21 protein-coding genes, 1 tRNA gene and 2 pseudogenes are annotated in these 22,714 nt (G+C 60.9%); 8 read left to right on the top strand and 16 right to left on the bottom strand.

The window, feature by feature from the left end:
- Nucleotides 1-145 precede the first annotated feature (145 nt).
- From AC0L2Y_RS15750 to AC0L2Y_RS15710, 9 genes and pseudogenes are all read right to left on the bottom strand, one after another.
- Nucleotides 146-457 (bottom strand): DUF736 domain-containing protein, encoded by a 312-nt coding sequence (locus AC0L2Y_RS15750; RefSeq protein ID WP_473557522.1) that lies wholly within the window; start codon nucleotides 455-457, stop codon nucleotides 146-148.
- Nucleotides 458-599: 142 nt separating this feature from the next.
- Nucleotides 600-926 (bottom strand): DUF736 domain-containing protein, encoded by a 327-nt coding sequence (locus AC0L2Y_RS15745; RefSeq protein ID WP_352670027.1) that lies wholly within the window; start codon nucleotides 924-926, stop codon nucleotides 600-602.
- A 456-nt stretch (nucleotides 927-1,382) separates the two neighbouring features.
- Nucleotides 1,383-1,657 (bottom strand): annotated as a pseudogene (locus AC0L2Y_RS15740) (transposase); the annotation flags it as partial.
- Between the two features lie 314 nt (nucleotides 1,658-1,971).
- Nucleotides 1,972-2,694, bottom strand: coding sequence for an SDR family oxidoreductase (locus AC0L2Y_RS15735; protein WP_473557520.1), 723 nt, complete (start codon nucleotides 2,692-2,694; stop codon nucleotides 1,972-1,974).
- Nucleotides 2,694-3,882, bottom strand: a pseudogene (locus tag AC0L2Y_RS15730) ((R)-mandelonitrile lyase). The gene AC0L2Y_RS15735 and the pseudogene AC0L2Y_RS15730 overlap by 1 nt, the downstream one beginning before the upstream one ends.
- Before the next feature lie 77 nt (nucleotides 3,883-3,959).
- On the bottom strand, nucleotides 3,960-4,952 hold the full coding sequence (locus tag AC0L2Y_RS15725; RefSeq protein WP_473557518.1) for an aldo/keto reductase: 993 nt from the start codon (nucleotides 4,950-4,952) through the stop codon (nucleotides 3,960-3,962).
- Between the two features lie 31 nt (nucleotides 4,953-4,983).
- Complete coding sequence (locus AC0L2Y_RS15720) at nucleotides 4,984-5,601, bottom strand: flavodoxin (protein WP_473557516.1); 618 nt, start codon at nucleotides 5,599-5,601, stop codon at nucleotides 4,984-4,986.
- Entirely contained in the window at nucleotides 5,601-6,590 is a 990-nt protein-coding gene (locus AC0L2Y_RS15715; protein WP_473557514.1) for an aldo/keto reductase, read from the bottom strand. Before AC0L2Y_RS15715 ends, AC0L2Y_RS15720 begins: the two co-directional genes overlap by 1 nt.
- A 77-nt stretch (nucleotides 6,591-6,667) precedes the next feature.
- Nucleotides 6,668-7,843 (bottom strand): aldo/keto reductase, encoded by a 1,176-nt coding sequence (locus tag AC0L2Y_RS15710; RefSeq protein WP_473557512.1) that lies wholly within the window; start codon nucleotides 7,841-7,843, stop codon nucleotides 6,668-6,670.
- Nucleotides 7,844-7,944: 101 nt separating this feature from the next.
- Here AC0L2Y_RS15710 and AC0L2Y_RS15705 point away from each other — a divergent pair, with 101 nt between their 5' ends.
- The 7 genes from AC0L2Y_RS15705 (at nucleotide 7,945) to AC0L2Y_RS15675 (ending at nucleotide 15,209) form a co-directional block, all read left to right on the top strand.
- The gene (locus AC0L2Y_RS15705) at nucleotides 7,945-8,838 is read left to right on the top strand and encodes a LysR family transcriptional regulator (protein ID WP_473557509.1); all 894 of its coding nucleotides are present in this window, start codon (nucleotides 7,945-7,947) and stop codon (nucleotides 8,836-8,838) included.
- A gap of 458 nt (nucleotides 8,839-9,296) precedes the next feature.
- The gene (locus AC0L2Y_RS15700) at nucleotides 9,297-11,186 is read left to right on the top strand and encodes an adenylate/guanylate cyclase domain-containing protein (RefSeq protein ID WP_352670024.1); all 1,890 of its coding nucleotides are present in this window, start codon (nucleotides 9,297-9,299) and stop codon (nucleotides 11,184-11,186) included.
- A gap of 158 nt (nucleotides 11,187-11,344) precedes the next feature.
- Nucleotides 11,345-11,530 (top strand): hypothetical protein, encoded by a 186-nt coding sequence (locus tag AC0L2Y_RS15695; protein WP_352670022.1) that lies wholly within the window; start codon nucleotides 11,345-11,347, stop codon nucleotides 11,528-11,530.
- 10 nt (nucleotides 11,531-11,540) lie between these two features.
- Entirely contained in the window at nucleotides 11,541-11,870 is a 330-nt protein-coding gene (locus AC0L2Y_RS15690; RefSeq protein ID WP_352670019.1) for a hypothetical protein, read from the top strand.
- A 98-nt stretch (nucleotides 11,871-11,968) separates the two neighbouring features.
- Nucleotides 11,969-13,471 carry a B12-binding domain-containing radical SAM protein gene (locus AC0L2Y_RS15685; RefSeq protein WP_473557532.1) on the top strand — a complete coding sequence of 501 codons (1,503 nt, stop codon included), beginning with the start codon at nucleotides 11,969-11,971 and terminating at the stop codon, nucleotides 13,469-13,471.
- 286 nt (nucleotides 13,472-13,757) lie between these two features.
- A complete protein-coding gene (locus AC0L2Y_RS15680; protein ID WP_473557506.1) occupies nucleotides 13,758-14,300 on the top strand; it encodes a hypothetical protein in 543 nt (180 codons plus the stop codon).
- 663 nt (nucleotides 14,301-14,963) lie between these two features.
- A complete protein-coding gene (locus AC0L2Y_RS15675) occupies nucleotides 14,964-15,209 on the top strand; it encodes a hypothetical protein (RefSeq protein ID WP_352670011.1) in 246 nt (81 codons plus the stop codon).
- Here the strand turns inward: AC0L2Y_RS15675 and AC0L2Y_RS15670 are convergent.
- Together AC0L2Y_RS15670 and AC0L2Y_RS15665 are read right to left on the bottom strand one after the other, a co-directional pair.
- Nucleotides 15,169-16,551 (bottom strand): DUF6538 domain-containing protein, encoded by a 1,383-nt coding sequence (locus AC0L2Y_RS15670; RefSeq protein WP_473557504.1) that lies wholly within the window; start codon nucleotides 16,549-16,551, stop codon nucleotides 15,169-15,171. The genes AC0L2Y_RS15675 and AC0L2Y_RS15670 overlap by 41 nt on opposite strands.
- 136 nt (nucleotides 16,552-16,687) lie before the next feature.
- Nucleotides 16,688-16,772, bottom strand: a tRNA-Leu gene (locus AC0L2Y_RS15665).
- Between the two features lie 177 nt (nucleotides 16,773-16,949).
- Here AC0L2Y_RS15665 and lipB point away from each other — a divergent pair.
- The gene (gene lipB / locus AC0L2Y_RS15660; protein ID WP_473557501.1) at nucleotides 16,950-17,693 is read left to right on the top strand and encodes a lipoyl(octanoyl) transferase LipB; all 744 of its coding nucleotides are present in this window, start codon (nucleotides 16,950-16,952) and stop codon (nucleotides 17,691-17,693) included.
- Between the two features lie 390 nt (nucleotides 17,694-18,083).
- On the opposite strand, the gene AC0L2Y_RS15655 is transcribed toward lipB, so the two are convergent.
- The 5 genes from AC0L2Y_RS15655 to mce all read right to left on the bottom strand — a co-directional run bounded on the left by AC0L2Y_RS15655 (nucleotide 18,084) and on the right by mce (nucleotide 22,621).
- The gene (locus AC0L2Y_RS15655) at nucleotides 18,084-18,767 is read right to left on the bottom strand and encodes an ABC transporter ATP-binding protein (RefSeq protein WP_254818120.1); all 684 of its coding nucleotides are present in this window, start codon (nucleotides 18,765-18,767) and stop codon (nucleotides 18,084-18,086) included.
- A complete protein-coding gene (locus AC0L2Y_RS15650; protein ID WP_352490235.1) occupies nucleotides 18,764-20,050 on the bottom strand; it encodes a lipoprotein-releasing ABC transporter permease subunit in 1,287 nt (428 codons plus the stop codon). Before AC0L2Y_RS15650 ends, AC0L2Y_RS15655 begins: the two co-directional genes overlap by 4 nt.
- Nucleotides 20,047-21,375 (bottom strand): proline--tRNA ligase, encoded by a 1,329-nt coding sequence (proS, locus tag AC0L2Y_RS15645; RefSeq protein ID WP_473557499.1) that lies wholly within the window; start codon nucleotides 21,373-21,375, stop codon nucleotides 20,047-20,049. The genes AC0L2Y_RS15650 and proS overlap by 4 nt, the downstream gene beginning before the upstream one ends.
- Before the next feature lie 560 nt (nucleotides 21,376-21,935).
- Nucleotides 21,936-22,220 (bottom strand): DUF1467 family protein, encoded by a 285-nt coding sequence (locus AC0L2Y_RS15640; protein WP_254818117.1) that lies wholly within the window; start codon nucleotides 22,218-22,220, stop codon nucleotides 21,936-21,938.
- Nucleotides 22,217-22,621, bottom strand: coding sequence for a methylmalonyl-CoA epimerase (gene mce, locus AC0L2Y_RS15635; protein WP_352490238.1), 405 nt, complete (start codon nucleotides 22,619-22,621; stop codon nucleotides 22,217-22,219). Before mce ends, AC0L2Y_RS15640 begins: the two co-directional genes overlap by 4 nt.
- Nucleotides 22,622-22,714: the final 93 nt, after the last annotated feature.

The following is a 22,714-nucleotide window of genomic DNA, read 5'->3' as shown; positions in this document are numbered from 1 at the left end:
CAACCGCAACGGCAATCAAGTCGCCGGTGAAGAAGGCGCGAAAGGCACTCGTCAAAGCGTAGCGTGCTGCACCCGACTGATGTGCCAGACGGCACCGGACCCGAACGTAGCCCCGCCTTGCAGCGGGGCTCCATGTTGGGTCGGATCATTCTGCGGCGCGGCGAGCCCATATCAGCGAGAACTCGCCGTCGGTGTCGGTCTCGACCAGGCTCGCATAGATCGGAGCGGGAAAGTTTGGATCGTCGAGCTTGACCGAGTGGTAGTCGCGGCCCTCACGCGAGGTCTTCTTCCATGCCGCTCCGAATTCGGTGGCTCCGGCAAAGATGCGGAAGTCCGGACCTTTCTCGTTGTCGCCTTCGGCCGGTGTCAAAGTCACCGTCTTGACGTTGAGGTTCAGGGTCTTGACCGAGCCGGAGAAGCCGTTCGCGGTGCGGGAGAAAGTGCCGATCGTCGCCATTGTGGTCGTTCCTTCTGTTTTCTCGGGCCGGAGGATGTCGCGGCCTCACATGAGGGATCACTCGTCAAGCTGTGGTTCTGAGCTGCTGAGCGGCCGGTTTCTGAATGACGGCCGCCGGGACGGGGGGTCGTATCGAAGGTGCTCAGTCGCCGTTGCGACGGTTGGGTCGTGACCAGATGAGGCTGTATCCCTGGCCGTTCTCGTCCTCGACGAGGTTGGCGTAGATCGGGGCGGTGAAGCTGGGATCGTCGAGCTTGAGACCAAGGTAGTTGCGGCCCTCATTGGACTGCTTGGACCAGGCGGCGCCGATTTCGATCCGGCCGACGAAGACCCGGTGGCTGGGAGCGTTTTCGCCGCTGGAGCGCGTATCGGGAACGATACGGACCTTCTTGGCCTGGAGGGAGAGGGTCACGATCTCGCCGTTGAACTCGTTGTCGCTGGACTGCTGGAAGTTGCCGATGGTAGCCATTGTCGTTCTCCTGACAGGTTGACGAAGCCGCCCTGTGCGGCCTCGATAGCGGTCGTGAGGCGACGGTTTGGCCGACTGCATCCTGTGGACCGCAGCGACAGCGGAGGACGGCGGCAGCCGAGCTTGTTGTCCCGCGAGGAATGCGGCAAAGCCGCAGGGGAAGAAGGTCGGCGAAGCTGTTGCAGGCCAAGGCCGTGCCGGCGCCAGACCAGCCAGAAGAGAGGCCGTATAGGGAGATCCCAGCATCAGTCTCACGAGAACGACGCTAACCATCGGCCCTTCAATCATGCGTTCGGCACAAGGGGTGCGATCCGTCCCGCTCCATGAACCTCAGGTCTGAGCACGAGACCAGTCTCGATGACGGCGGCTAACCCTGCCGCAATGCGGTCGCCCACTTGTTCCGGCGGGGCTGATCAGGCCCGGGACGAACTGTGATTCACCAAGGCCGTCATGGCCGACGACGGCTCCCTCTATCACCACGCCGGCGCTGACGTACTTCCATAAAGCCACGACCAGCTTGCGGGCCAGCGCGGTGATTGTCACCTTCTTAAAGCGGCCGCCATTCTGGGCAACGCGCTCGTTGAACCATCGACGGAGCAACGAACCCGGTTGGTATCGCAGCCAAAGCCAGGCCATTTCCAATAGCGTCGATCGCAACCGCGGATTTCCGAACTTTACCGATCCCTGTTCCCGATCGATCCGCTCTGCGAAGGCGTCGGCGCTAGACCGGCCCTTGAGGGGGCCAAAATCTGCGATGCGCATTCATGCAGCCTCGATTATAAATTCTCTGTTTGAGGATCGGTTACATGTTGCACGAGCGAGACTGAAGCTGAGCGTTGTCATTTAACGTGTTGAAATAATTGGCGCGCGCCACAGGATGAAACTGAGAACTCCTATGTTATTGTTTGTGCTATATAAATCGTAAGAGGTGTTTTGAGAGGCTGCTGCAAATTCGCCGCTACGGGGTCATGCCGCGCTGCCCGCGTACGGTCGACAGAGTCAAACCTCAAGGTCTTTCAAGTCACTGATCACAGAAGGCGGTTCCTTATCGACGGCCATATTCGCGGCGTCGTGCGCGGCGTCCAGCGAGCCAATGGGATCGGCATCCAGCGCGGCAAAGAGGGGATCGAAATCCGCCTACTCCGGCCCGGTCTCCGCGATCAGTTCGAATGTCTTGCGTAGTGCTGTTTCCGAAGTGAGGCTGCGCACGAGCACCCGCGCGATCTGGCGCCTCGCAATAACCCCGTCGCCCGGTGTCCCGGATTGCCGCTTGTCTCCTTGAAGAAATGTTCAGCCGAGACTGATCGGCTACGTTATAGTCGAACCAGCCGGGCCTCACGATCGTGTACGGCTTGCCGCTGCTGCGGACAAGCCGCTCCGCGCGTCGCTTCCAGTCGTGCGCTCCCTTGCGGTCCGTAACAGCAATGGCGGTCATCAGGGCGATGCGGACCTCCCGTCCACCTAAAGCGGCCAATACGTTACGCACACCGCCATAGTCGACGAGTTCAGCATCGCGCGCGCCGCCATAGGTTCCGTGCGTAAACACAATCGCGTCGATGCCCTCGACAGCGGCGGCGAGAGAAGCTGGTTGCGTGAGATCGGCGACGGCAATTTCCAGGCCGGGCCGCAGATTCAGCTTGCCGGGACTGCGTACCCGCGCCCGAACCTGATGACCCGCAGATAACGCTTCATCGACGACATAGGTGCCGATGCTCCCCGTGGCGCCCACAGCCAGTACTTTCAGCGGCTGACGCTCGGGCTGTGACATTAGCGTGCCGGTCCGGCGTTGTACTGGTCATCCTGAACCTTTTCCATCCAAGTGACGACGCTGCCATCAAGCGCTTCGGACACGGCGAAATGCACCATCGGTCCAGCCGGGCTCGCGCCGTGCCAATGCCGTATGTTCGGCGGTATCCAGACCACGTCGCCCTGTCCGGCTTCCTCGATGGGTCCGCTTTCCTTCTGCACCCAGGCCTTTCCGGAAACAATGTACAGCGTCTGGCCGAGCGGATGGGTGTGCCAAGCCGTATGCGCGCCCGCCTCGAACGACACGGTCGCGCCGCCGATTTTGGCGGGCTCGTCCCCTTGTACTGCGTCGCGATCCGTACTCTGCCGGTAAAATACTCAGCCGGCGCGTCAACGCCGCCATCGGGTGCAGCGCGGACGATCTGGATATTGCCGCCTGTCGCGTTGGCCGATGTCTTCTGACGGTCTTCAAATACCTTCGTGAGGACGGGCACGGCCGACATAGCGCGCGGCCAGCCCGCGTAGAAGGCGGCCTGTGTGACGACCTCCGCCGCCTCCGCATGGGTCAAGCCATTGTCGAGCGCGCGGGTGAGATGGAAGGAGAGTTGGTCAGGCTGTCCAGTCGCAATCAGAGCCGCCATTGTGACGAGGCTGCGATCCCGCGCAGAAAGTTCAGCTCGCCGCCAGAGGTCGCCGAACAACACGCGGTTTGTCAGGTCTGCCAGTGCCGCAGCGGTTGGCGCCACCGCCGCGTCAACTGCCCCGCTCCGTAACGTTTCAGCAGCCGCGTCCAACTCGATTCTCGGCGCATCGCTTTTCGTTACAGGGCCTATGCCGCGCTCGTCGAATACCTTCTTTGTTTCCGTGACCGCCGAACCGCATTCGGCCAGCCGGAATAGAAGGCGAGGTGCGTGATCAGTTCGCCGATCTCCTCCTGTCTGACGCCGTTATCCAGCGCGCGGCGCAGGTGCCCCGCCAACTGCGCCGACTTCCCGGTCGAGACAAGGACGGCAAGGGTGGTCAGGCTGCGGTCGCGTGGCGCAAGGTCCTTGCGTTCCCAAACTTCACCGAACAGCACATCGTCCGTAAAATGCCCAAGTCCTGGCGCGACGTCGTAAACGGCGGGCGGCGCAACATGGGGATTTTCCTGCGCCTCGACGCCTGCGGCCGCAAGCGTTGATAGCGCAACAGAAGCGGCAATTTCCTTCATGTATTTCATCCTTCATGCCTTGTGCGGAAAACGAATTCCCGAGGTATCGGCACAAGTTTTGTGAACCGGCACTTCAATTAGAGCCCCGTCATTTTCAGCGCGGCTTCGGGCAGGCGCGCCCCTTCGATCTTAATCTGCGAGAGCGCCTTGTCGATTTCGCGCAGATCGTCAGCGCTCAACGCAACATCGACAGCGCCGAGATTCTCCTCCAGCCGGTGCAGCTTCGTCGTGCCGGGGATCGGGACAATCCAGGGCTTCTGCGCGAGCAGCCAGGCAAGCGCGATCTGCGCCGGTGTCGCACCCTTACGCTCGGCGACGGACTTCACGACGTCGACCAGCGCGCTGTTGGCCTTGCGTGCTTCCGGTGAAAAGCGCGGCACGTTGTTCCGGAAATCCGTCGGATCGAACTTGGTGTTCTCGTCGATCTTGCCGGTCAGGAAACCCGCGCCGAGCGGGCTGAACGGGACGAAGCCGATGCCAAGCTCCTCGACGACGGGCAGGATTTCTTCTTCCGCCCCGCGATAGAAGAGCGAATATTCATTCTGCACGGCCGTAACCGGATGGACGGCATGCGCGCGGCGGATCGTCTGCGCGCCCGGCTCCGAAAGCCCGTAGTGCTTGACCTTGCCTTGCGCAACCAGCTCCTTGATCGCGCCTGCGACGTCCTCGATCGGCACAGCGGGATCGACGCGGTGCTGATAGAAGATATCGATACGGTCCGTGCGCAGGCGCTTGAGGGAAGCATCGGCAACGGCTTTGATGTGCTCGGGACGGCTGTTCAAACCGCCTTTGCGCTCACCCGTGGCAAGATCGATGTCGAACCCGAACTTCGTCGCGATCACCACCTGATCGCGGATCGGCTCCAGCGCTTCGCCGACCAACTCCTCGTTGGCAAACGGGCCGTATGATTCCGCTGTATCGAACAGCGTGACGCCGCGCTCGTGCGCCGCGCGGATCAGCTTGATCATCTCCTGTTTGTCGGCCGGCGGTCCGTACAGCGCGCTCATGCTCATGCAGCCGAGGCCCAGCGCCGAGAGTTCAAGATCGCTTCCGAGTTTGCGCGTTTTCATTTTTATCTCCTTGTCTTGTGGTTTGCGGCGATCAGTTCGCCACTGTCTCTTCCAGCCAGCTATCGACCTTGCTGATCGTTCTCTTTTCCTGATCCGCTTCCAGCACGAAGGCCTGCTCGATCTTCGCGCCGGGCGCGTGCGAGGCGAGCACCGATAGCGAATTGCCAGGGCCGTAACTGCCGTGGGTGATGAAGGGATGAATTGTCTTGCCTTTGAGGTCGTGCGACCGCAGGAACGACCGGATCACTGGCGGCGCCGTCTCGCCCCAGATCGGAAAGCCAAGATAGATAGTGTCGTATTGATCGAGGTTCTCGACGCGCTGCGCGAGCGGCGGCTCGATGCCTTTGTCGCGTTCGATGCGCGCACGCTCGACCGTCGCCTCGTAGTCCTCGGGATAAGGCGTGGCCGCCTTGATCTCGAAGATGTCGGTCCCGCGTTCGCGCTGGATTGTGCCCGCGATCACGCGCGTATTGCCGGACCGGGAGAAATAAACGACGAGCGCTTTTGCCGAGGAAGACGGCTTCATCGCGCGCTCCTGTGCGAGGGCGGGAAGCGCAGCGCCAAGCAGCAGCAGTGCCGAAGCGCCCATCGCCGACCGTCTGGAAAGCCGTCCATCTTTGAGAAACCTGTCCAGTTGGTCATTGCGCATCAGCGTCCTACCCGTGCTTTGAGATGGGCCGGATAACGGTCTCCCTGAACCTCGACCGACGCCGGCGCCTTTTCGATGCTGGCAAGATCGGCTGCAGTCAGCTCGACCTCGGCTGCGCCGAGATTCTCCTCAAGCCGGTGCAGCTTCGTGGTCCCGGGGATCGGCACAATCCACGGCTTGCGGGCGAGCAGCCACGCGAGGGCGATCTGCGCGGGCGTCACACCCTTCGCCTGCGCGATGCTCGTCAGCAGATCGACAAGCGACTGATTGGCTTTGAGCGCTTCGGAAGAAAAGCGCGGCACGATGCTTCGAAAGTCATCCTTCCCGAAGGTCGCGCTCTCCTTGATCGCGCCGGTAAGAAAGCCTTTGCCCAACGGGCTGAAGGGCACAAAGCCGATGCCGAGTTCCTCAAGGGTCGGCAGGATGTCTTTTTCAGGTTCGCGCCACCACAGCGAATATTCGCTCTGCAGGGCCGTCACGGGCTGAACGGCGTGTGCACGCCGAATGGTCTCCACGCCCGCTTCCGACAACCCGAAATGCTTGACCTTGCCCTGGGCGATCAGATCCTTGACCGTGCCGGCGACGTCCTCGATCGGCACGTCCGGATCGACGCGGTGCTGATAGAACAGATCAATGCGGTCGGTGCGCAGGCGCTTGAGCGAGGCATCTGCGACCTCGCGGATATGCGCTGGCCGGCTGTTGAGGATCTGCTGCTTGTTGTCCTCGCCGAACGTGAAGCCGAACTTTGTCGCGATGACCACCTGGTCGCGCATCGGCTCCAGCGCTTCGCCGACCAGTTCCTCATTGGTGTAAGGACCATAAACTTCTGCTGTGTCGAAGAAGGTGACACCGCGCTCTACCGCCGCCCTAATCAGGGCAATGCCATCACTCCTGGCAACCGGCGGGCCGTATCCATGGCTCAGCCCCATACAGCCGAGGCCAAGGGCGGAGACCTCAAGACCGCTTTTGCCAAGTGTTCGCTTTTTCATATTGGCCTCCGTCGTCGTGTTGCCGCCGCCGCGAAAGCGGATTCTCGCGGATGGCGTTTTCGTCAATTCGAAGAGCGTCAGTTGGACGTCCGCGATTTCTCCGGCGCCTCGACGCCCGAATAGACGAGAACAGCCGCCGGAAGCCGCTCGCCCTTGATCGGGATCGCCGCGATCTGCCTGTTCAGTGCGGCCACTTCATCGGCCGTAAATCGCACGTGATCGGCTCCAATATTGTCCAACATGTGCGCCATCTGGGTGGTTCCAGGAATAGGAACGATCCACGGCTTTTGCGCCATCAGCCAGGCGAGCGCGATCTGCGCCGGTGTCGCTTGCTTGCGCGTCGCCCATTCGCGCACAAGCGCGACGAGCGTGAGATTGTTGGGCAGGTTCTCCGGCGAGAAACGCCCTTCGATGCCGCGGATGTCGCCTTCCGCAAAGCGTGTTTTGGCGTCAATCGCACCTGTAAGGAAGCCAACGCCGAGCGGGCTCCACGGCACGAAGCCAATGCCAAGTTCCTCACACACCGGAAGCACTTCGGCTTCCGGCCCGCGCCAGAGCATCGAGTATTCGCTCTGAACGGCCGTTATCGGCAATTCGGCATGCGCGCGGCGCAGAGTCTTTAGGCCCATCTCGCACAGGCCCCAGTGCAATACCTTCCCTTCGGCCTTCAGATCCTTGATCGCGCCAGCTACGTCCTCGATCGGCACCTTCGGGTCCACGCGGTGCTGGTAGAGAAGATCGATGCGATCTGTCTTGAGCCGCTTCAGCATGCCTTCGACGGCCTGCTTGATATGTGTCGGTTGGCTGATAAGGCCCGGACGCCGCTCGCCAGTTTCAAGATCGATGTTCCAGCCGAACTTGGACGTGATAACGACCTTGTCGCGGAACGGCTCTATGCCCTCGCCGAGAATACGCTCCACCTCGTGCGGGCCGTAAGCCTCGGCCGCATCGAAGAACGTGACGCCATTGTCATAAGCGCTTCGAATGATGCGATGCATCTCGGGCCGGCTCGGGATCGTCGTCTGATAGGTCCGGCTCATATTCTGGACGCCTAGGCCGACGCTCGAAACCTCGAGCTGGCCAAGTTTGCGTCTCCCGCTGACAGCCTCCGAAGCGGGGACCGCGGCGGTTTGCGCCGCTGCTGCCAAGGGCAAGCCGCCCACGGTGGCAACAGCTGCAATAGCTGCGCCAGCACTCAAGAATGAGCGGCGGCTAGGCCCTAATGGGGTCAAAAACTGTTGTTTTTCGTTCATCGCGCACCTCCCTGGTTGCTTGGCTTCACTTCAAAGTAGTTCTGGCAGGGGTATTCGACTAGGTGCTATAATCTGGATACGCTTTTAAGCCGGGCTAACAAATGCTCGAAAATTTAGACGATCTGGCCGCTTTCGCCCTCGTAGCCAAGGAACGCAGCTTCACCCGCGCGGCTGCCAAGCTGCGCGTATCGCCGTCGGCGCTTAGTCAGACTATCAAGGCGCTCGAAGAGCATCTCGGAATTCGACTGCTGACCCGCACGACCCGAAGCGTTGCGCCGACCGAAGCGGGCGAGCGGCTAATGCGCACGATCGCGCCGAGGTTCGAGGAAATCGAGCACGAGGTGGCGGCATTGACCGCGCTACGCGACCGTCCGGCCGGCACCATCCGCATTACGGCTGGCGAGCACCCGGCAATCTCGGTGCTTCAGCCCGCCCTCAAAAAATTCCTGCCCGATTATCCCGAGATCAATGTCGAGATCATTGTCGATTACGGCCTTACCGACATTGTCGCAGAAGGCTATGACGCCGGCGTCCGTCTCGGTGAGCAAGTGGCCAAAGACATGATCGCGGTGCGCATCGGACCCGAAATGCGCATGGCGATCGTGGGATCGCCGGATTATTTTACCCGGCATACCGTACCGAAACACCCGCACGACCTGACAACGCACAACTGCATCAACATTCGCCTGCCGACCTACGGCGGGTTGTTTCCTTGGGGGCTTGAAAGGGATGGCCGTGAAGTGAATGTGCGCGGCGAAGGCCAGCTCGTGTTCAACAATCTCGGTATGCGGATAAGTTCAGCCCTCGATGGTCTCGGCATCGCGTATGTTCCCGAAGACCAGGTGCAGCGCTATCTGGATGATGGCCGGTTAGTCCGCGTGTTAGCGGATTGGTGCCCTCCGTTTCCTGGCTACCACCTCTATTACCCAAGCCGCAGATACGCCTCCCCGGCCTTTGCAAAGCTCCTCGAAGCGCTGCGATTTCACCAGGCATGAGCACTCCGGTTGGTAACGTGCCGCGCCTTGAATGAACGCATAGGCCTGCGTTCAGGAGCCGGCACTGAGCGCACAAGAGACAACGGTTGGCGCACCCGCTACCGGCTCTACAGTTCTTAGTTTTGTTCTGGAGTGGTCGAAGAATGGCGCGCCCGAAGAGATTCGAACTCCTGACCCCCAAGATCGTAGTCTAAAGAATCGCTCCCTCGACCGATGTGCGCTTCAGGTTTGAGGTTTCGCCAACGCGGGGCCTCCGTGGGTGCCAAGGAAGGCTGCGGCCCTTCGAGCCCGCCAGCCCTGCGCCAAGGCGAGGGTTGCCGGCCTCTTTAGGCCATGGCATCGTCGAACATCGGCGTTACGCAACACTGGGACTTGAGGCAGTACACCTTTCGCTCGGATAGACTCCTGACCCGACCGTCCATACAATCCAGTCTGGCCTCCAGGAACAGAGGCGTCACATGGTAGGAGAAAGCGTCCAACGCCGGCTTGCAGCGATTCTGAGCGCCGATGTGGTCGGCTACAGCCGACTGATGGAGCTTGATGAAGCAGGAACCCTTGAGCGCTTGCGAAGCAATCGCAGCACGCTTGTCCTGCCCGAGATCCAGAAACACCGGGGGCGGGTCGTCAAGCTCATGGGCGACGGTTTGCTCGTAGAGTTCGCGAGCGTCGTTGCGGCTGTGAGTTGCGCCCTGGGTATCCAGCGGGCAACCGCCGAGTGCCAGTCCGATCTGGAGGAATCCCAGCGGATACGCTTCCGGATCGGGGTCAATCTGGGCGATCTGATCGTCGACGGGGACGACCTTTACGGCGAGGGTGTCAACGTGGCTGCCCGGCTCCAGACGTTGGCCAGCCCTGGAAGCGTTGTCGTTTCCCAGACTGTCCGCGACCACATAGCGGGAAGGCTCGCCGTGACGTTCGGGGATTTCGGAGAGCACGTCGTCAAGGACGGCGAACGCCCCATCCGGGTTTTCGGGGTGAGCCTTGTTGAGGCGAGTGGAGCACAAAATCCCAGAGCGGAGCGTTCGAGCGCCAGACCGGTGCGGCCTGCGATTTGCGTCCTGCCTTTTATCAACATGAGCGGCGATGCCGAGCAGGAGTATTTCAGCGATGGTATTACGGAGGACATCATCATCGACCTGTCGAAGGTTTCCACGCTCTCCGTCACCGCCCGCAATACCGCATTCACTTTCAAGGGCAAAGCCGTCGATGTGGGGCAACTTGCCAGGCAGTTGGAGGTTACTCACGTTGTCGAGGGCAGCGTCCGCAAGGCCGGTGGGCGGGTGCGCATTGCCGCGCAGCTGATAGATGGAGCCAGAGGCGATCATATCTGGGCAGAGCGATACGACCGCGATCTGAACGACATCTTCGCGTTGCAGGATCAGATTGCGCACGCCATTGTTGCCGCATTGAAGGTCAAGCTGTTGCCGGCCGAGAGGCGGGCGATCGAACACCGCGCGACCAATGATCCCCGCGCCTACCAGTTCTATCTGCTGGGCCGGCATTACCTGCAGCATGGGCCGCGGCAGGTGGAAATAGCTCTCCGATTCTGTCGGCGTGCCGTGGAAATCGACCCCAACTACGCCCAGGCCTGGGCCATGCTCGCGCTTTACCAAGCGGATCGGTATCTCGCTGGAATGTCGCAGGACTCGGGCATGTCAGCCGCTGAGAGGGCCCTTTCGCTGGATCCGACATTAGCCGAGGCCCACGCCGCCAAGGGGCGGATCCTGGGCGAGCTCGGCCGCTACGAGGAGGCTATCGCGGAGCACGAGGAGTCGCTGCGGCTCGATCCGGACTCCTATGACGTCCGCTACTGTTTCGGCCGCACTAACATACGATTCGGCGACCATGAAGCGGCGATTAGGCATTTCGAGCGAGCTGCTGAGCTTCTCGACACGGACTATGTTTCCCCCGGCTTTGTAGCCCAGAGCTGCCGGGCGCTCGGCCGGCACAACGAAAGCCTCACTGCGGCGCGGCAGTCGGTGGAACGCGCCGAAATGGAGATCGCGGTACGCCCCGACAACGCTCATGCGGTGGGGAGCGGCGCTCTCGCATTGGCTTACCTGGGGGAGGTCGAGCGTGCCAAGGAATGGATTTCGCGCGCGCTCATCGTCGTCGATCCCGACGACACGCTGGAACAGTACAATGTAGCCTGCGCCATGGCTCAAGTCGGGGAGTTGGACGAGGCTTTCGATCTATTGGAATCCTGCATCGGTAGGATACCCGCCCAATTCGTGAATTGGGTCAAGAATGACAACGACCTCGACCCTCTGCACCGTCATCCAGGGTATCACTCCCTGATCGCAACTGCTGAGGAGAGGCTGAGGGCCGCCGAGGCCGCGCGCAGTTGAGCGCCGACTGGACCGAGAACCGCAGACGGCTGAGTATTCTTACTTCGTAACAAGCAAATCCGTCGCACCAGTTTACCCGTCGTCTTGACAGCCACCGGGGGTCGTGCGATGTTTATTAGATTCTTCTGATATACTGGCCCTAATTGCAGGAGGATTGGATGGTCAAGAAGAGCCGCCGGATCAGCAGGGTAAATATATCAGTACAAGTGACGATCATCCCGGAGGACGAGGCAACCGACGAAGAAAAGAGTGATCCTTCCGTTGCTAAGATAGAAATTGGTGGAGAGGATTTTATTATAGTTGCCGGTCGTGCGGACGTTAAGCCGGCCCCCAAGAAGAAATGAGCGAACGGCCGTGCCGAAACGCTCCGCGAGCGAGCTGAGATCGCTGCGTTGGCATCTGGCCTCCGATGCCTACTGGCGCCGAGAAGAGGAAGACATCGTCATCGCAACGAAAGGCACGATATTGAGATTGAATTCGGCGAGCGCCCGTATGCTCGAGGCGCTTGTCGGCATACCGAAGGCCGGCCGCCTTTTGAAGAGCGGTACGTTCCAAGACAATGAGGTCGAATCGCTGCTGAGGCTTTTGGTGAGCGAGAACATTGTCGTGCCGGGTGAAGACAGAAAAGCGTCGCGCTTGCAGGAAGTTACGTGCATCGATGCGCAAATAACTCCCGGATCGTAGCGCGGCATTGTGGGGAATTCGGGTTGGCTCGCCGGGAGAAAGCCACGGAAATCGCGCTGGTCAATGTGCCGTATGGTTCGGCTGGCGGCGAGCGCAGCATGCGGCCACTCGGGCTGAGCTACCTCGGAGCGTTCCTCGCCGACCGGGGCGTACGCGCCAACGGTTTCGACTTCTCCGATTCTTCAATGAATCCGACCGAGATCGTCGAGCGGTATCGGCTTGCGGACTATCCCGTGGTCGGTCTCTCGTTCTACAACATAAACGCCAAGGCCGCTTATCGGCTGGCCGAAGCCGTTAAGGCTCGAAACCCGCACTGCGTGGTCGTGGGCGGCGGTCCGCACGCGAGCGCGGCCCATGCCACGCTTTTCGAAAGGCATCCAGAAATCGACCTCGTCGTGAGAAACGAGGGCGAGGAGAGCTTACTGGAAGTCATCGAGGCACTCCGCTGCAAGCTGCCGCTGAGCGGAATCAGCGGCATTTCCTACATGAGCGGTGGCCGCAGCGTCGTAGCGCCCGACAGAAGCCGCCTGGAAAACCTGGATGACCTGCCGGCCCCTGCCTTCGATTTCCAGTCCGAAACCGAAGAGAACCCGCTGTTCTACTTCGACAGGGTAAGCGGAACGCGAAAGCGTGCGGTGGGACTGGTCTCGAGCAGGAGTTGCCCATATAGCTGCTCGTTCTGCGCGATCATCCTGATCGGCCGGCAATGGCGAAAAGCGAGCGCGGCCAAGGTCGTGTCCGACCTGAAGGAGCTGGAAACCAGGAATGGGCTCGAATACGGACACATCTACTTTCTGGACGCCAACTTCTTCGTGAGCGCCAAGCGGTCGCTGGAAGTGGCGGAAGCGCTTCACTGCTATCGAGCGGACATCACCTTCAGCTTTTCCACGAGGGTGAACCAGCTGATCAAGGGCAAGAGCCTGCTTTCCGAGCTGCAGAGGCTTGGATTGAGAGCTGTCGAACTGGGTATCGAAAGTGGCAGCGGCGACGCGTTGAAGCGGTTTGCGAAAGACACCACGCCCGAGCAGAACGACGAGGCGCTGCATCTTCTGAAGAGTCATGGAATACAGCTGATTTTTGATTTCATCATGTTCGATGCGGAAGCAAATCTGAATGACATCAGACGCAACGTCGACATGATCGAGAGGAACAATCTCGACTACCATGTGCCATGGGAGCATATCTTTTCACATATGACGCCGTATCTCGGAACCGACATTCGGCTGCACTATGAAAAGATGATGGGTCATGCTTTCGACGAGGACGAGCTACCCCATCCGAGCGATCTGTTTCAGGATCCGCAGGTAAAGGCCGTCTTTGACGAGCTGAGCAAGCTTCAGGCTCACGTCCCGAATATCGCGCAGGCGCTGTTCCGCACCGAAGCGCGGGTCAGGGGCTCCGCAAGCTGGGGACGCGACGAGGCGCGGGAAAAGCTGAACGCGGTCACGCTCCGGCGCCTTCCGTTCCTGGTGCTTAGAAATCTTCTCAGCCAGGCCAGACAAGGCGAAACTGTTTCGCTTGCCCGGGCAATACCGCCGTTCACCGACGAAGCTGGCAGTTCATACGATCTCGACGAGTTCCTGCACTGGGCTGCGACTTGAATTCATACCAACGGGCATGGAGATAGGCCGGAACCGCGCTTACCCGCTCGTCGATCCGGCCAGGAACGAAATCGATCAATCCTGGCCAAGGATGGTTCGATTACCGCTGAGCCGCCCCGATCGACCGACAAGCTCTCGCTCAACGCGATCGTCCCGGTGCGGCAAAGCGATCTGACTGTCGAGGAGGAGACGGTGCGCGCCGCACGCGTGCTCCAAGCAGTATGCCGGGCCGTTCGCCGTTCTCGATGATTGTGGAGCGGAGGAGACCGAGGTTGTCGACCCGCAAGTGCGGTTCGACGACGTGATCAACGCCACCGATAGCGAACGCGCCTACGCAGCCAAGACCTACGGGGACATTGCGGACGCGATCGCCGGCAGGCAGCCGGAGTCGGGCGGTCCACAAGTAACGAAGGCGCCGCGGCGCGATATCGTTCCACCCTACGAACTCGTCGTCGCCCCGCCGGTGATCAACAAGAAAGCGGCGGATGGAAAAGAGAAGGTGACGAAGCCGGCCCTTCCGGACTTGCCGAAATACGATGATGCGCAGGAAGAGGGCTTCCAGACGATCCGCGGCGTGTTCTTCGCGCTGCAGGGCGATCCGATCCTGTCGCGCCTTTTCTGCCTTGCTCTCGATTTCGAGGCCGATGCGAAAGTGTTCCCAGTGGGTCACTTCATCTGGCCGTCGGGTTGGAGGGTGGCGCTGCGCCCGGCCACAATATTGTCGGCAGAAGAGCGCTCGATAAAGGCTGTTGGCGCCTCAATCGTGGGAACGAAAAAGAAGAGAAGCAGAACTTTCGTGTGCGATTGTTGCACAACGTCTTGTACGTAGCTGATTCTATTTACTTATCTGCCCCATCCATCATCGGCCCGACTCGCAATTTCGAGTTCGTGGCAATCGATTTCGATTTGCCGTCAGGCCGCTTGCCCACAGTAGCAAAAGAACGCCTCGTCAATAAAAAAGGGCGCACAAAGCGCAGTCGATGAAATGTCCATTGGTCTAAGGGGGATTCATTTCGTCGACGTAGCCAGTTCGTGACCTCGAGACCGGTTAACCGGGTGCCGAAGGAGCGTCAGCATAGCGGCGCCACAGGCGAGACGCGGGACCGCCACCCCCGGCGAGAGGTGCCTAACCGCGACTGATCTGCAGTCGCGTCCCACAGATGGTGTAGCTCGGCGGTAGCGACGCCCCTCGCGAGCACGCCCTCGGAAGGGCCTGGAGCGAGCGGCTTTGCGTGTTGATCGCCAGTTCGCCCGCTGACACTCACCGGGACCCTTCGCGCGCTCGTGGAGGGGGTTCCGGATTCGGATCTCCGGCGGATGAAGGCCTAACGCCGATCGGTTTCAGAGTTGCCGCCGCAGGCCCGTTTTCCGATTTCTAGGTCGAAGCGCGCCGCCGCACTATGCCAGAGGCAAACCGCTTTTCTCACCTGCGGCTGCTGCCATTATCTCGTCTGTGTCATCACCGAACAGAAAACGGAGATGGGAACCGCGGATGAACTGTGCTCTGCCACGGGTCAGCACGGTTCCTGAGTCTGTGACCTTAGAGCGAATTGACCGCGCTCTGGATACGCTCGCCCTTGCTATTCACAAGGCCGGCAAGAAAGGACAAACGTATCTTCCTATTTACGAGCGTCTTGAAAGCGAAAAGAAGAAACTTATTGCAGAGACGGGCACAATGCTGCGCGTCCAGGAACGGCTCAAACGATCTCGGGATCGAAAGGCAAAGCAATTTTTATGAGTTCGTCGCGCCGCCATTGCAGTGAACCGCCCGTACCATACTCTACCCGCTCTATCGTATGGCCCATCAAGATTTTGCGAAGCTCGCTGTCGATTCCTGCCTCCTTCATACGATCCTCGAAACTGTGCCGGAGCGAGTAAATCTTGTGTTTCGGTGTCGGGAAAAGTTTGTGTATCTTGAAAAACTTATTCAGGTTTGCAGAGAGCGCCTCTTCACGATTGCGGTAGCGCGGAAATCCCTGTGGACTTTTCTTGAAAACTTCCAAGGCGACGCCTACCAGCGGCACATCTCGCACGGACCATTCGGTCTTGATTTCGCGCGGATCATCGGCGTCCTCCCGTGGGGTGATGCGAATGTAGGGAACCGGTGTGTCAAGGAAGATCACGGTCTCGTCGAGATTGCATATCTCGCTTGGCCGTGCGCCTGTCTCGATCAGCGCCAGAACGCATCGGCGCGCTTGAGCATCCAGGGATGCTAAAGCGCCTGGCCTCATGATCTGATCGGATATCCATTTGGGTTCGAATGACGGGCGTTTACGACGGCGCTTGCCACGCTCCGAAAAGCGGAGGTCATCAAATGGGGTGCCTTTTTGTTCCTCGCCCAGATGAGCGAAATAGCGCCTGTAGAGATCCCGCATGTTGCCGAGATCTCGATTGCCGGCCGAGGCGGAATGTGTTGCGGGTCCGACATCAGGCGACGGCGCAACGCGCTTGAGCCAAAATCGGTAGAAAGCCAGTCCATCCTCGCGCGTGATTTCACCGATGGGCTTGTCGCCGACCAGGGCGACAAAATTGCTGACGGCCCTCTGCTTTACTTTCCTCCACATTCGGCGCTGAGACTGGCTCTTGCCTGCAATTTCATGTGCCATGATCTCATCGGCATAGAGATCAAAAGCGTCTGAGATTTTGACCGGCGGCACCGGCACACCGCCAAGGAGAGCGTCGGCCACGGCGGGGGCCGCTTGAACGCGCTCCAGCGCTTCGACACGCTTCAAGATCGCATCAACATTCTGAAAGCCTGCCACTTGTCCGTTTGAAAGATAGGAGACCCCCATGGCTTCAGCTCGGCGGACGGCGTCGCGATACTGATCAAGTGCTGATCTTGTCTCGCCGCCGCAAAGAAGCACGGCCCACAGGGTCTTATCCGCGTCTTCAAGCCTGTCGCGCATTGCACGTGCCAGGCGACGCTCGTCCGTTCCCAAAGACTTGCGAATGAAGCTGCCTCGATCGTCGATGCCGGCCAGCTTGGCAGGCACTCGCCGATGGTAATAGAAAATCCCGTCGCGCTGGATGAGGTAGCGATCCGGGTCCCTGGCGGGCTCTGCGACGGCCTCTTTTCGCATGGGCCAATCTCGCGATGTATCTCAGTTTGTATCGCAGACTGTATCGCATTACGGCCAGAATTCCAAGTTCCCCCGAAAGAGGGGATTTGTCGGCATGATATTTCAACGAGTTAGGAGAGCCAGTTCACTAATTTTATGGTGCGGTCGAGAAGACTCGAACTTCCACGGGTTGCCCCACAGCGACCTCAACGCTGCGCGTCTACCAATTCCGCCACGACCGCACGTGGTAGGAGCCGGAACCAACCGGCCCGCGGCGTGTAGCAAATCGTTTCCGGTGAAACAAGTGCGCGGCCAGCAATAATCGGCCGGACATCGGCATAACTCTTCAAGGGGCCGAGCGTACCCGGAACTGGACGTTTGTACCGATTGCCGCCATATGAGTGGCGAGACAAGATATCATGACAGAACGCAGCCAGATCGCCACGTCGTTCCTGCCCTTGCCCGGCTCGGCGCCGGTCGAATGGCGCATCGAGCCAGGCCTCACCGCCTACCCCGATGCGCTCGCCGTGATGGAGGCGCGCGCCGAGGCCATCCGCAGCGGCACCGCCGTCGAGATGGTCTGGCTGGTCGAGCACCCGCCGCTCTACACCGCCGGCACCAGCGCTCGCAGCGAGGACCTGATCGAGCCGGACCGTTTCCCGGTCTTTGCCGCCGGGCGCGGCGGCGAATACACTTATCACGGGCCGGGCCAGCGCGTCGCCTATGTGATGCTCGACCTGAAGCGGCGACGCGAGGATGTCCGCGCCTTCGTCGCGGCACTCGAGCAATGGATCATCGGCACACTGGCCGCCTTCAACGTACGCGGCGAACGCCGCGAGGACCGTGTCGGCGTGTGGGTGGTGCGGCCGGACCGCCCCGCTTTGCCCGACGGCTCGGCGGCCGAGGACAAGATCGCCGCCATCGGCATCAGGCTGAGGCGCTGGGTGAGCTTTCACGGCATTGCCATCAATGTCGAGCCGGACCTCAGCCATTTCAGCGGCATCGTGCCGTGCGGCGTCCAGGATCACGGCGTCACCAGCCTTGTCGATCTCGGCCTTCCCGTGACCATGGCCGACCTCGACCTGGCGCTGAAATCCGCTTTCGAGGACGTATTCGGGCCCGCCGCGGTGTCGCCTGTCGAAGTGTCCCGCAGGGCCGGCTGAAGCACTCGTCGAACGCCTGCGCCAAGGTGCGAAGGCGGCCCTCGCTCATCAGCGTCGAGCCCCATCCTTGAGCTCAGTCCTCACATCGCACCGATCCAGATTGCCATGGAAATGAGGAACGTGCTCATGCACACCAGCGAGACGACATCTTGAACAAGATCGGTCATAACTCTCTCCTGTTGTTAGTATGTTCATATTTTGTTCTAATTTTGTTCGAATGTCAACGATCCCAATCCCGGCATCGCCGGAATTGGGCTCGGTCATTTTCGGCAGGGTTAAGAAAGGGTTGAGAGGGAGATGCCGACCGTTTTGGGCCGACAGCGCCCGCGGAAAGCGGCGGGACGGCGCACGCCAGCTCGCAGGCCGTCATCACCTCAATTGCAGCGCACCCTAAAGCGGCACGACCTTGCCATCGGCGAGCGTCACGCGGCGGTCCATGCGCGAGGCGAGCTCGTGATTGTGGGTGGCGATGAGTGCCGCCAGGCCCGATTGCCGGACCAGCGCTGCCAGCGCCTCGAACACATAGGAAGCGGTCACCGGGTCGAGATTGCCGGTCGGCTCGTCGGCCAAAAGCACCAGCGGCGCATTGGCGACGGCACGCGCAATGGCGACCCGCTGCTGCTCGCCGCCGGAGAGCTCGGAAGGCCGATGCTGCGCCCGCTTGCCGATCTGCATATAGTCGAGCAATTGCGCCGCCCGCTCGGCCGCCTCCTTGCGCGGCAGCCCTTTTATCAGCTGCGGCATCATGATGTTTTCCAACGCCGAGAATTCAGGCAGCAGGTGGTGGAACTGGTAGACGAAGCCGACATCGTTGCGACGGATCGCCGTGCGCTCGTCGTCGGAAAGCCGGCCGCAGGCGCGCCCCGCCAGGATCACGTCGCCGGCGTCCGGCCGCTCCAGCAGCCCGGCCGTATGGAGCAGCGTCGACTTGCCGGTGCCCGACGGCGCCACCAACGCCACCATCTCACCACGCTTCAGCGAAAAATCGGCGCCATTCAGGATGGTCAGCTTGCGCGGCCCCTGCACATAGTGCCGCTCGACGCTCTTCAGCTCGATAATGGCCTCGGCCATCATTCGTACCTCAGCGCTTCGACCGGATCGAGCCTGGCCGCGCGCCACGCCGGAAACAGGGTCGCCAGGAACGACAGCGCCAGCGCCATGAGAACGACCGAGATCGTCTCGCTGGCATCCATGCGGGCCGGCAGCTGGCTGAGGAAATAAAGCTCGGGATTGAACAGCCGCTCGTTGGCCAGCCAGGAGAAGAACTGGCGGATGCGCTCGACGTTCAGGCAGATCACGACGCCGAGCAGCACGCCGGCGATGGTGCCGACAACGCCGATCGCAGCGCCCGTCATCAGGAAGATGCGCAGGATCGCGCTGCGCGTCGCTCCCATGGTGCGCAGGATGGCGATGTCGTGGCCCTTGTCCTTCACCAGCATGATCAGCCCCGAAATGATGTTGAGGGCCGCCACCAGCACGATCAGCGTCAGGATCATGAACATGACGTTGCGCTCGACCTGCAGCGCGTCGAAGAACGTCTTGTTGCGTTGCCGCCAATCGACAAGGCTGATCGGCCGCTGCGCCGCCTCTTCGACCTTCGGCTTCAGCGCGTCGATATTGTCGGGATTGTCGGTGTAGATCTCGATCGTCTGCGCCCGGCCGTCCATGTTGAAATAAAGCTGCGCTTCCGAAAACGGCATGTAGACGATGGAGCTGTCATATTCCGACATGCCGACCTCGAAGATCGCGGTGACCGGATAGCCTTTCATGCGCGGCGTCGTGCCGAGCGGCGTGACGTCGCCCTCGGGCGAGATCAGCGTGATCGTGTCACCAAGCACAAGGCCGAGATTCTCGGCCATGCGGCTGCCGATGGCGACGCCCTCGCCGGTGTCGAAGCCGACGATCGAGCCCTCCTTGATGTTGTTGGCGACGATTGTGATCTTGCCGAGATCCTCGCCGCGTATGCCGCGCACCAGCGCGCCGGTGCCGCCGCCGACATTGCCTTGCGCCAGCACCTGTCCGTCGATCAGCGGGATGGCGTATTTGACGCCGGGCACGCCGTTGATGCGGCCGGCGAGCTGCGCATAGTCCTCCAGCGGCATGTCGAGCGGCTGCACGATCAGGTGCCCGTTGACGCCAAGGATGCGCGTCAGCAGTTCGGCGCGAAAGCCGTTCATGACCGCCATGACGACGATCAGCGTGGCAACGCCCAGCATGATGCCAAGGAAGGAGATCGAGGCGATCACCGAGATCACCGTCTCCTTGCGGCGCGAGCGCAGATAGCGCCACGCCACCATGCGCTCGAAGCCGGAAAAGGGTCCTGCCGCCGAAGGTTTGGCTGCTGCCGCTTTGTTCATGCGGCGGCACCGAAACGCTTTTTCACGTCGCCGATCGGCAGCGTCTCGCGCTCGCCGGTCCTGCGGTTCTTGATCTCGACGTCGCCGGCGGCGACGCCGCGCGGCCCGACGATCACCTGCCACGGGAGCCCGATCAGGTCGGCGGTAGCGAACTTGCCGCCCGGCCGCTGGTCGGTGTCGTCGTAGAGCACCTCCTTGCCGGCGGCGGCAAAGGCGGCATTCAGTTCGCCGCAGATGCGGTCGCATTCGGCATCGCCAGCCTTCATGTTGATCAGGCCGACATCGAACGGTGCCACCGCTTCCGGCCAGATGATGCCGTTATCGTCATGGCTGGCCTCGATGATCGCCGCGACAAGCCGGGACGGGCCGATGCCGTAGGAACCGCCAGAGACGAAATGATCCTTGCCGTCCGGCCCGGTCACCTTGGCGCCCATCGGCCTGGAATATTTGTCACCGAAATGGAAGATATGCCCAACCTCGATGCCGCGCGCCGAGACCCGGTCGCCGGTCGGCACCTTCTCCCATGCCACCTCGTCATGCATTTCGTCGGTGGCGGCATAGGGCGTTGTCCACGTCTTGACGATCTCGGCGATCTCGGCGTCATTCGAAAAGTCGGTATTCGCCCCCGGAACATCAAGCGAGAGATAGTCGCGATGGCAAAACACCTGGCTCTCGCCGGTGTCGGCCAGGATAATGAACTCATGGCTGAGGTCGCCGCCGATCGGCCCGGTGTCGGCGCGCATCGGGATAGCCTGCAGCCCCATGCGCGTAAACGTCCTGAGATAGGACACGAACATGCGATTATAGGCGGCCTTGGCGCCTTCATAATCGAGGTCGAACGAATAGGCGTCCTTCATCAGGAACTCGCGCGAACGCATGACGCCGAAGCGCGGGCGCACCTCGTCGCGAAACTTCCACTGGATGTGATAGAGGTTGAGCGGCAGGTCCTTGTAGGACTTGACGTAGGAGCGGAAGATCTCGGTGACCATCTCCTCGTTGGTCGGCCCGTAGAGCATATCGCGGTCTTGCCGGTCCTTGATGCGCAGCATCTCCTTGCCGTAATCTTCATAGCGGCCGCTTTCGCGCCACAGCTCGGCCGATTGGATCGTCGGCATCAGGATTTCGAGCGCGCCGGCGCGATTCTGCTCCTCGCGAATGATCCGGCAGACCTTGTCCAGCACCCGCTTGCCGAGCGGCAGCCAGGAAAAGCTGCCCTGCCCCTGCTGGCGGATCATGCCGGCGCGCAGCATCAGCCGATGCGAGACGATCTCGGCCTCGCGCGGATTTTCTTTGAGGATGGGCAGGAAATAGCGCGACAAACGCATGGACTGGTCCGTGAGAGAGGATGGCGGCGCCGGAATCGGCGCAGCGCTGGCTTGCTTGCCCCGGCTTCATAGCCATTTCATGGCGGAATGGAAACCCGGCCCGGGCCCTGCATAGACGCCGCAATTGCCGCACACGGCTTGCTGGGCGTTTCGCAAGCAACGCCTGCCGTACTATTGTGCACTGCAGCACGAGATTGCCTGTTTCCGGGCAAAATTCTTCGTGACATTTTCACCCGCCTTAGGCTAGTGTGCCCCCATAACCGAGAGGGTAGAGAAAAATCTGCTCTCCTACGCGGTCAAAGTCTTGGGAGGATGCGATCTAGGCGCGGTAACTCGCTGCCGCCGGACACCGGAAACAGATCGGACGCGTTTAAATTGCAAGGCCTCGCGCCTTGCATTTTTTTTGTGCAATCATTTGGTTAGCACGACAGATTACCAAACTACATGACGTTGCGTCAGCCCAAACCCGCCCCGGCCTTTACTTTGGGTTGACCTTGCTGGCTCAGCTTGATTTCAGGGCGTCGGCTAGGCTGGGATAGCCGGACACGGTAGGTAGCCGGCTAATGCGCTGGGCTCTGGTTGAAATCCGGCACGATGTGCGGGATGTCGTCGATGCCGAGGCCAAGCCCTCTCGTGATGCCGTAGAAGATACCCATGAGGACCAGCGTGGCGATTGTCGTGCGCAGCGCCGCGCGCAGCATGTGCGGTCCGCGCGGAGCGCTCGGAACCGTTCCAAGCGTCACGTCCCGGTCCTCGTCCTGCGTCCGCATGCTGAACGGCAGGACGGCGAACAACACCACCCACCATGTGGCGAAGAACAGGGCGACGAACGAAACCCAACTCATGCTTGCTCCAGTTCGACCAGCGTGCCGAAGAAATCCTTGGGGTGCAGAAACAATACCGGCTTGCCATGCGCGCCGGTCTTCGGATTGCCGTCGCCCAGCACGCGCGCGCCGCTGGCCTTGAGACGGTCGCGCGCCGCAACGATGTCGTCCACCTCATAGCAGACATGGTGCATGCCGCCGGATGGATTCTTCTCGAGGAATGCGGCGATCGGCGAGGCTTCGCCGAGCGGCTCCAGCAACTCGATCGTGGTGTTGCCGACATCGACGAACACCACCGTAACGCCATGCTCCGGCAGCGCTTGCGGCGCGGTCACGCGGGCGCCAAGCGTATCGCGATAGACCGCCGCAGCCGCAGCCAGATCCGGCACGGCAAGCGCAACATGGTTGAGGCGTCCGAGCATAGGTTTTCCTCAGGGCAGTAAGGCAATAGGGCAGTATGGGAGTAGGGAAAAATTACTTTCTCCCCCTACTGCCGTACTGCCCTACTCCCCTAT

The sequence above is a fragment of the Mesorhizobium sp. WSM4830 genome (genome assembly GCF_055811495.1).
This window is presented reverse-complemented; position numbering and strand designations above follow the sequence as displayed.

Coding starts and splice junctions, on each gene's coding strand:
- AC0L2Y_RS15750 (WP_473557522.1), bottom strand. CDS start 457: ATGGCGACGATCGGCACTTTCTCCCGCACCGCGAACGGCTTCTCCGGC.
- AC0L2Y_RS15745 (WP_352670027.1), bottom strand. CDS start 926: ATGGCTACCATCGGCAACTTCCAGCAGTCCAGCGACAACGAGTTCAAC.
- AC0L2Y_RS15735 (WP_473557520.1), bottom strand. CDS start 2,694: ATGTCACAGCCCGAGCGTCAGCCGCTGAAAGTACTGGCTGTGGGCGCC.
- AC0L2Y_RS15725 (WP_473557518.1), bottom strand. CDS start 4,952: ATGAAAACGCGCAAACTCGGAAGCGATCTTGAACTCTCGGCGCTGGGC.
- AC0L2Y_RS15720 (WP_473557516.1), bottom strand. CDS start 5,601: ATGCGCAATGACCAACTGGACAGGTTTCTCAAAGATGGACGGCTTTCC.
- AC0L2Y_RS15715 (WP_473557514.1), bottom strand. CDS start 6,590: ATGAAAAAGCGAACACTTGGCAAAAGCGGTCTTGAGGTCTCCGCCCTT.
- AC0L2Y_RS15710 (WP_473557512.1), bottom strand. CDS start 7,843: ATGAACGAAAAACAACAGTTTTTGACCCCATTAGGGCCTAGCCGCCGC.
- AC0L2Y_RS15705 (WP_473557509.1), top strand. CDS start 7,945: ATGCTCGAAAATTTAGACGATCTGGCCGCTTTCGCCCTCGTAGCCAAG.
- AC0L2Y_RS15700 (WP_352670024.1), top strand. CDS start 9,297: ATGGTAGGAGAAAGCGTCCAACGCCGGCTTGCAGCGATTCTGAGCGCC.
- AC0L2Y_RS15695 (WP_352670022.1), top strand. CDS start 11,345: ATGGTCAAGAAGAGCCGCCGGATCAGCAGGGTAAATATATCAGTACAA.
- AC0L2Y_RS15685 (WP_473557532.1), top strand. CDS start 11,969: ATGCGGCCACTCGGGCTGAGCTACCTCGGAGCGTTCCTCGCCGACCGG.
- AC0L2Y_RS15675 (WP_352670011.1), top strand. CDS start 14,964: ATGAACTGTGCTCTGCCACGGGTCAGCACGGTTCCTGAGTCTGTGACC.
- AC0L2Y_RS15670 (WP_473557504.1), bottom strand. CDS start 16,551: ATGCGAAAAGAGGCCGTCGCAGAGCCCGCCAGGGACCCGGATCGCTAC.
- lipB (WP_473557501.1), top strand. CDS start 16,950: ATGACAGAACGCAGCCAGATCGCCACGTCGTTCCTGCCCTTGCCCGGC.
- AC0L2Y_RS15655 (WP_254818120.1), bottom strand. CDS start 18,767: ATGATGGCCGAGGCCATTATCGAGCTGAAGAGCGTCGAGCGGCACTAT.
- AC0L2Y_RS15650 (WP_352490235.1), bottom strand. CDS start 20,050: ATGAACAAAGCGGCAGCAGCCAAACCTTCGGCGGCAGGACCCTTTTCC.
- proS (WP_473557499.1), bottom strand. CDS start 21,375: ATGCGTTTGTCGCGCTATTTCCTGCCCATCCTCAAAGAAAATCCGCGC.
- AC0L2Y_RS15640 (WP_254818117.1), bottom strand. CDS start 22,220: ATGAGTTGGGTTTCGTTCGTCGCCCTGTTCTTCGCCACATGGTGGGTG.
- mce (WP_352490238.1), bottom strand. CDS start 22,621: ATGCTCGGACGCCTCAACCATGTTGCGCTTGCCGTGCCGGATCTGGCT.